The sequence below is a fragment of the uncultured Lamprocystis sp. genome, from assembly GCF_903933125.1.
Lineage (GTDB): Bacteria > Pseudomonadota > Gammaproteobacteria > Chromatiales > Chromatiaceae > Thiodictyon.
Genome location: NZ_CAIZIZ010000005.1, coordinates 1 through 7,804, shown reverse-complemented (window position 1 = coordinate 7,804; position 7,804 = coordinate 1). Strand labels below are relative to the sequence as shown.

General features: G+C 63.2%; 9 protein-coding genes and 1 pseudogene. 2 read left to right on the top strand and 8 right to left on the bottom strand.

The window, feature by feature from the left end:
• Positions 1 to 248, top strand: a 248-nt coding sequence (locus QZY03_RS00390) for a hypothetical protein (RefSeq protein WP_295577044.1), incomplete at its 5' end; no start/stop codon positions are given.
• A gap of 175 nt (positions 249 to 423) precedes the next feature.
• Here the strand turns inward: QZY03_RS00390 and QZY03_RS00385 are convergent.
• The 8 genes from QZY03_RS00385 to QZY03_RS00350 form a co-directional block, all read right to left on the bottom strand.
• On the bottom strand, positions 424 to 1,200 hold the full coding sequence (locus tag QZY03_RS00385; protein WP_295577042.1) for an ABC transporter ATP-binding protein: 777 nt from the start codon (positions 1,198 to 1,200) through the stop codon (positions 424 to 426).
• Positions 1,197 to 1,967, bottom strand: coding sequence for an ABC transporter ATP-binding protein (locus QZY03_RS00380; protein WP_295577040.1), 771 nt, complete (start codon positions 1,965 to 1,967; stop codon positions 1,197 to 1,199). The genes QZY03_RS00385 and QZY03_RS00380 overlap by 4 nt, the downstream gene beginning before the upstream one ends.
• Entirely contained in the window at positions 1,945 to 3,051 is a 1,107-nt protein-coding gene (locus QZY03_RS00375; RefSeq protein ID WP_295577038.1) for a branched-chain amino acid ABC transporter permease, read from the bottom strand. The genes QZY03_RS00380 and QZY03_RS00375 overlap by 23 nt, the downstream gene beginning before the upstream one ends.
• A complete protein-coding gene (locus QZY03_RS00370; RefSeq protein WP_295577036.1) occupies positions 3,048 to 3,935 on the bottom strand; it encodes a branched-chain amino acid ABC transporter permease in 888 nt (295 codons plus the stop codon). The genes QZY03_RS00375 and QZY03_RS00370 overlap by 4 nt, the downstream gene beginning before the upstream one ends.
• Positions 3,936 to 3,949: 14 nt before the next feature.
• Positions 3,950 to 5,128: an ABC transporter substrate-binding protein gene (locus QZY03_RS00365; RefSeq protein ID WP_295577034.1), complete on the bottom strand. Its 1,179-nt coding sequence runs from the start codon at positions 5,126 to 5,128 to the stop codon at positions 3,950 to 3,952.
• Between the two features lie 319 nt (positions 5,129 to 5,447).
• Entirely contained in the window at positions 5,448 to 5,918 is a 471-nt protein-coding gene (locus QZY03_RS00360) for an RES family NAD+ phosphorylase (RefSeq protein WP_295577033.1), read from the bottom strand.
• Positions 5,915 to 6,361, bottom strand: a complete 447-nt coding sequence (locus QZY03_RS00355) for an antitoxin Xre/MbcA/ParS toxin-binding domain-containing protein (RefSeq protein ID WP_295577030.1) — start codon at positions 6,359 to 6,361, stop codon at positions 5,915 to 5,917. Before QZY03_RS00355 ends, QZY03_RS00360 begins: the two co-directional genes overlap by 4 nt.
• A 278-nt stretch (positions 6,362 to 6,639) precedes the next feature.
• A complete protein-coding gene (locus tag QZY03_RS00350; protein ID WP_295577046.1) occupies positions 6,640 to 7,065 on the bottom strand; it encodes a tyrosine-type recombinase/integrase in 426 nt (141 codons plus the stop codon).
• Positions 7,066 to 7,167: 102 nt separating this feature from the next.
• Between QZY03_RS00350 and QZY03_RS00345 the strand changes: the two are divergent.
• Positions 7,168 to 7,804: pseudogene (locus QZY03_RS00345) on the top strand (IS3 family transposase); the annotation flags it as partial.

Genomic DNA, 7,804 nt, shown 5'->3' with positions numbered 1-7,804 from the left:
CGCGCTTGTTGGCCAGCTTTGACGAGTACAAGTTGACGCTGACGCTGGACTATCCTGGCCCAGGCCTCCAGTTTGCCGCGCCCCAAGCGGTTGACTGGCAGGCACTCATGGACGCCGACGCGGATGATGCGGCGCTCGCTGCGGCCATGGCGACGCTGCCCGGGATGCTGATCCAAAAACTGGCCGATCGCGTCGATCAGGGTGACCGCGATGGCCGGGCCCAGCTACGGCTGCAATTCGATCATTGACCAGGGATCATCCGCCAATGTTGGTGAAGCCGCTGAAAATAAAGCATTATTCGCCCGGCTTCACTCCCACCACCGTATAAGCGGTCAGCGTGCAGAGAAAACCGCCGGATTGGCCCGATGCGATCGGCGCGGACGACCCTACTGCATCAGCGTCGATTTGCCTGGCCCGGGTTAGTCAGCCGGGGACAGAGTGATGCTTCAGGACTGCCCCCAGATAGGCCTGCTTGACCCGCGGATCGCCCAGGAGCGTCTGGCCGCTGCCGGCGAGGGTGATACGACCAGTTTCGAGTACATACGCGCGGGAGGCGATACGTAGCGCCATGTTGGCGTTTTGCTCCACCAACAGGACCGTCGTGCCCTCCCGGTTGATCTCCTGGATGATGGCAAAAATCTCCTGCACCAATATCGGCGACATGCCCATGGATGGCTCGTCCAGCAACAGCAGACTCGCCCGGCTCATCAGCGCCCGCCCCACCGCCAGCATCTGCTGTTCGCCGCCGGACAGGGTGCCCGCGGCCTGTCCGAGGCGCTCCCGCAGGCGCGGGAAGCGGACCAGGACCCGCTCGAAATCCTCCTCGATTCGCTGCCGGTCGCGGCGCTGCCAGGTCGCCAGGCGCAAGTTTTCGCGCACCGTCAGGTTGCCGAAGATGCCCCGTCCCTCGGGCACCTGGGCGATACCCAGACCGACGATCCGATGGGCCGGTACCCCATGCAGGTCGTGGCCCGCGAAGGTGACCCTGCCACTGTAGGGCGTCAGCCCGGAGATGGCATGCAGAATCGAGGTCTTGCCGGCGCCATTGGCACCGATCAGAGTGACGATCTGCCCCCGGGGCACGCTGAAGGAGACGCCGTGCAGGGCCTGAATTCCGTCATAGTGCACGCGCAGGCCGCTGACCTCCAACAGGGAGACCGTGGTATCCGGCAGCGGCATTGCCTGGCTGGCGCTGGTCATCCGACGGCTTCCGCGCCCAGGTAGGCTTTCATCACCCACGGGTCGTTGCGGATCGCCTCCGGGGTTCCTTCCGCCAGGGTTTCGCCGAAGTCCAGCACCTTGATGCGCTCGCAAATCCCCATAACCAGCTGCATCTGGTGCTCGATCAGCAGGATGGTGAGTTGGAACTGCTCCCGGATCCAACGAATGAAATCCATCAGCTGGTCGATCTCCGCGGGGTTCATCCCGGCCGCGGGTTCATCCAGCAGCAGGAGCTCGGGGCCGGTGGCAAGTGCCCGGGCGATCTCGAGCCGGCGCTGGGAACCGTAGGGGAGATTGCGAGCGGTCTCGCCCGCCAAGTGCTCCAGCTTGAAGATTGCGAGCAGGTCGCGTGAATGCTCGATGATGCGCTGCTCCTCCCGGCGAAAGCGGCCCAAGTGCAGCAGGGCCTCCAGGGGTGAATAGCGCGTCTTGGAGTATTGGGCGATGCGGACGTTGTCCAGCACCGAGAGGTCGCGGAACAGACGGATGTTCTGGAAGGTGCGGGCGATGCGCCGGGCGGTGATTTGGTGGGGTGTCATACCCACGAGCTCACTCTCGCGCAGACGGATGCTGCCCTCGCTGGCTCGGTAGACGCCGGTGATCAGGTTGAAGACGGTCGTCTTTCCCGCCCCGTTGGGCCCGATGATGCCCATCAGTTCGCCCTGGTGGAGTTCCAGGTTGAAGTCATTGATGGCGCACAGACCACCGAAGTGGTGCCGCACCTTAGTGGCTATCAGCAGTGCCATTCCGGGTGGGTCCTCTGGGGGTGGCCGCGCGGTGCGCCAGCCGGTCGCGCAACGGGATGAAGCCCCGGAAGTCCCGCATCCCCATGATGCCGCGGGGCCAGTAGAGCATCACCAGCACTAATAGTAGGGGCATGATGATCATGCGCAGCACGCCCAGGTGGCGTATGAAGTGCTCGTTGAGCGGATCGAACACGACCGCCGGCAGCCAGGACAGCAGCCCCGCCACCGTCGAGGGACGCAGAACCTCGAGCAGGATGGTATAGAGGGTGGCACCGATGATGGAACCGCCGATGGAGGCGATGCCTCCCAGGTAGACCATGATGAGGATCTCGGTCGTCTTGACGATATCGAAGACCCGCGGGCTGATGAACTGCAGCAGGTGGGCGAACAGGGCTCCGGCGATCCCGGCGCAAAAGGCCGACAGCATGAAGGCCAGCACCTTGACCCGCTTGGTATCGACACTCATCAGTTCGCTGGCGATCTCGTCCTCGCGGATGGCTAGCACCCCGCGCCCGAAAGAGGAATAGACGAAGTTGCGGAGCAGCCACACCAGGGCCACCGTCCAGCAGAAGACCAAGGGCAGGGTCGTCAGCCGCGGAATGCCGGAGATGCCGCGGGGCCCCCCGATGACATCGATGTTTTCGAGGGCGGACTTGACGATCATCAGGAAGGCTAGCGTAATGATGGCGAGATAATCGCCACGCACCTTAAAGGAGGGGATCGCGACCAATAGCCCCAAGAGGGCGCTGACGAGCCCCCCCGCCAGCACCGACAGGTGGAAAAGACCTGGGTAGGCGGCGACCGGGAACACATGCAGGGTCAGCAACACGGAGGTGTAGGCCCCGACCGCCATGAAGCCGGCGTGGGCCAGGGAGAATTCCCCCATATAGCCGTTCACCAGGTTGAGGCTGGTCGCCAGAATGATGTTGATGCCTGCCAGGATCATCACCAACTGGACATAATTATTGACCAGCCTGAACTGGGGAATGGCAAAGGCCAGCGCCAGTCCGACAGCCACCAGCAGCGGCAGCAGCCAGCGCTGCTCCATCAGTCGGTCCCAGAAAACCCCCAGGGTGGCCCTCATACTTTCTGCACCCGCGGTTGGCCGAGGATGCCATGGGGGCGGATGACGATCAAGGCCAGCAGCAGGCTGAACACCACCAGGTCACGGTAGGTGGAGGGGAGCACGGCGACCACCATGATCTCGACCCCGCCGAGGATGAAGGCGCCGATCATGGCCCCGCGCATGTTGCCGATCCCGCCCACCACGGCGGCGATGAAGGCCTTCCAGCCCACCATGATGCCCATGTAGGGGTCGATCACCGGGTAGGCCAGAGCGTACATGGTGCCCGCGGCCCCGGCCAGGGCGGCCCCGATGGCGAAGGTGATGGAGATGATGAGATCGACCGGGACCCCCATCAGCGGCACATAGGTCTTGTCCCAGGAGATGGCGCGCATTGCCATCCCCACCGGTGTACGCTGCACCACGTAGTCGAGCACCAGCATCAGCGTCAGGGACAGGGAGATGATGATCAGTTGGAGAGAGGAGAGCGAGACCCCGCCGAGGTCCCAGTTGATATTCTCGATGAGGGTCGGCACGTTCTGCGGGTAGGGGTAGAAGGCCAGGGTGAGGTTTTCCAGAAACAGCCCCACCCCCAGGGCGGTGATGATCGCGGAGACGCGCGGCGCATTGCGCAGGGGCTTATAGGCCAACCGCTCGATCAGGACGCCCAGCAGGGCCGCTCCGGTCATCGTCAGCAGCAGGGTCGGCACGAAGGGCAGGTCCAGTAACGTGGCCGCCAGGAAACACAGGAAGGCACCCACCATGAACACATCGCCATGGGCGAAGTTGATCATGGTGAGGATGCCGTACACCATGCTGTAGCCCAGCGCGATCAGGGCATAGATACTGCTCAATTGCAGGGCATTGAGGACCTGCTGCAACCAATAGATGCTGACCTCACTCAAGTGCTTGGTCTAGCTCAGGGCGCCGCATTCATGACCCAGGAGAACTGGTCACCCTTGACCTGCATGATCACCGCGCTCTTCACCGGGTCGCCAGAGCCGGGGGTGAAGCGGATCTCGCCGGTCACGCCCGGATACCCGGAGATGCCGGCCATCGCATCGCGCACGGCCTGACGTTCGGGGGCGGGGGCGGCCTTCAGGGCCGCGAACAGCAGGCCCATGGCATCGTAGGTGAGTGCCGCCACGTCGTCCGGGGTCTTGCCATATTTCTGCCGATAGGCGGCGATGAACTCTCGGGCCGCTGGGGTGGCGCTGTCGGCGGCATAGTGATTCGCGAAATAGGCACCTTCCACCGCGCCCTTGGCGAGCTTGACCAGTTCGGGGCTGCTCCAGGCATCGGAGCCGATCAGGGTCTTGTCAAAACCTTGGCGCCGCGCCTGCTGGGAGATCAGGCCCACGTCGTTGTAGTAGGACGGCAGGAACAGGACATCCGGTTTGGCGCTCCGGATCTTGGTGAGCTGGGCGGAGAAGTCGCGGTCGCCGGTCGTGTAGGCCTCGAAGGCGACGACCTTGCCGCCCAGTTGCTCGAAGGTCTGGCGAAACAGTTCGGCCTGGCTCTTGGGTGCCTCGGAGGCCACGTCGTAGAGGACCGCGGCAGTCTTGGCCTCCAGCTTGTCGATGATGAACCGGGCCAGGACACGGCCCTCGAAGGGGTCGGTGAAGCAGGCGCGGAAGACATATTTCTTGGGCGTGCCGGTCGTGGTATTGAGGGTGGTCTTGGGGTTGGTGGACCAAGGGGTGACCAGCAGCGTCTGGTTGGCCTCGGCAATCTCAGCGGCGGGGATGGCGCCCAGGCTGGCATTGGGACCGACGATGGCGACGACCTCGTCCTGTGTGATCAGCTTGTTGGCGGCCGCCGCCGACTGGTCGGGCTTGGCGGCATTGTCCTCGATCAGCAGTTCAACTTTGTATGTCTTTCCGCCGATTTCGATGCCGCCAGCACCGTTGATCTCAGCGACAGCGAGCTGGGCAGCATTGCGTGAAGACGCGCCCACCGCGGGCATGTCGCCGGTCAACTCAACGATCGCGCCGACCTTGATCGTATCGGCGTTGTGGGCGTTGGGATCGCAGCCGGCGAGGGCGATCATCGCGGCCAATACCGGGAGCTTGAGGAACAGGGACAGGCGGTTGTTCATTTGCCCTCTTGAGACAGCCGAGGTGAGAAAAAAAGTCCCGCTGACAATCCGCATGGATGATCCGATCATCCCCGGTAAGTGTCAACTCGACTTTGGCCATTTCGGGCGGAGTACATTGTCAGAGCAGCTTCACACCGGACCGTTATCAGTCCCGCACGTGCTCCTAGGCGGCGACGGGAGAAACCGTCGGTTCTATCAGGCCGCCTCCTAGCGACTATTTGTAGAACATTCACTTACGCGACTTCGTGTCGCACAACGATGATCAAGGCAGCTGCGCGGACCGATCGACTGGTCAAGTCATTGTCCGCGCACACTCTCCTCAGATCTTGACCAATCGCCGGTCCAGACGCAACGGCTGCGGGACGCCAACGACAACGGCGGCGGCGTACTCGGGGTGGGCCGGATTCAACAGAATGTTGTACTCACCCAGCGTCACCGCACTCGGGACGGACAGACCGACCGAGACGGATTCCGCGATCCAGCGGTCACCGAGCGCCTGCGTTGAGGCCGGTGCCGGCCAAGCGGCATAATCCGGCGGGAGGCCGGCCCACGACTCACACGCAATGATGGCCTGCGGGGCCACCTCCACGGCAAAATACCGCCAATGCCGACGCAGCACAGCGTCCGCCTCAAGATGGACCAGCAGTTCCAACTGCGCCAGCGAAAGCGACTGCGCCGTGTAGATCACCGCCACGCCCGGCGTATTCCAACGTCCGCCGTAGAGCCGCGCCCCGTCCCCGCTGAAGGCCGACTCCAGATAGTCCTCGTCGACCAGACGGAAACACTTCAAGAAAAGACCCCGTGGCGCAGCCGACCGATCAGGTGCTCCACCTCGCGCGCACCCACTTCCGTGTCTGCATAGTCCAAGGGCGTTTGTCCCGCCAGCGCGGCCTTGGGCGACTTCAGCCAGTCACGCGCCCGGTCGCCGTCGCGCAGCATTTGGGTCGCCAAGGCGAATAACCGCTCGATCCTTAAGACCCGCTCCGACTCGCTCGGGTCAAGCCGCCCGGCCTGTCGGCGGCGCGCCAGGGTTCGCCCTGGTATCCCGGCCAGGCCGGCGGCCTCGTGCAGCGTCATCCCCAGTCGTACCCGTAACGCCTCCAACTCGGGGAAGGGAAACCCGGCACGGACCCGCTCGACCAAATGTTCGGTTGGCATCTGTAGCACGCCGAGGTAGTCGGCGAGCGGGTCGATTCCGCCGGAGGTTTCTTTGCGCATCGCGGCCTGTGCCATGGACACACCTCGTAAGTAAATAACGCCACATGGCAACATTATATGCGCCATCTGGCTGGCACGCAAACCGGCGCACACGTGAGGGCCGTTCGCCACCGGCGCTGCTCCCAGCTTGTTGACAGAAATTAGCTTTAAAAATCTGTCTGTTACGCCTTAGCGTACGTTTCCGTACTTATGGAAGGCCCAGGATTATGACAAGAAGGCGCAGATCGGAGCCGATATATCAGGCACTTCGGCTCCGATCACTTTTCATAACGATGCCTCCCGTAGTTTGGCGATCAGTCGGTCTGGTGCGGTGAAGTGGCCGCGGCGAAGCGACAGGGCACCACCGATTTGATCGCCTCCAGTTTCTCGGCCGGGTCGGCCTGCAAGTAGATCTCGGCGGTCTGCATGTTGGCGTGCCCCAGCCACAGCGCGACCTTTCGCAGATCGCCGGTGGCCTGGTAGATCACCATGGCACACGAGTGGCGCAGGACATGGGGTGAGACCCGCTTGCCGAGGAGCGTCGGACAGTTTGCGGCGGTCTGGCACACGTACTTGTCCAGCAGATAGGTAAAGCCCACGCGGGTCATCGCTCGTTCCTGATGGTTGACGAACAGTTCGGGTACCCGGACGTCGCCGCGAACCGCCAACCAGGCCCGGACATCCTCGGCGGCCTGCTTCCACAGTGGCAAGGACCGCTGCCGACGACCCTTGCCTTGGATCTGAACGGTTGGCGTCGGCTGAAGGCTGAGCGCGGTCTATAGTGGACCCTGAAAACCGGACAGCAATTTAATCTCGCGTCGAACCAAAAGGGGCATATCAGAATGGGCGAAGCGAAGCGCAAGACGTACACGGCATCCTTCAAAGCGAAAGTCGGTCTGGAAGCGATCCGCGGGGTCAAAACGACGAACGAGATCGGACAAGAGCATGGGGTCCATCCGGTCCAGGTGGGGCAGTGGAAGAAGGAGATCCTGGAGCAGGCTGGGACGCTGTTTGAAACCAAGCGTGGACGCCAGAAGGTGGACGATCAGGCTGGGCCGGAACGTCTCTACAGCGAGATCGGGCGGCTGAAGATGGAACTGGACTGGTTGAAAAAAAAGTCCGGACTGAGCCTGTGAGCACCCGGCGTGCGTGGATCGCGCGTGACGCGGCGCTGGCGCTCACCCGGCAATGTGCCTTGGCGGGGGTGGCACGTTCCTGGGTCTATGGGGCATCGGCCGACGACACCGTGGACGCGTTGGACCTGCGGCTGCTGAGCCTGATCGACCAGGAGTACACGCAGCACCCATTTTATGGCAGCCGGCGCATGGTGATCTTTCTCCAGAAGCAAGGCCACACGGTGAACCGCAAGCATGTGCAGCGGCTGATGCGCGTCTTGGGTCTAGCCGGCATGGCGCCCGGACCGGCGACCAGCACGCCCCACCCGGAGCATAAGATCTACCCGTACCTGCTGCGCGGGGT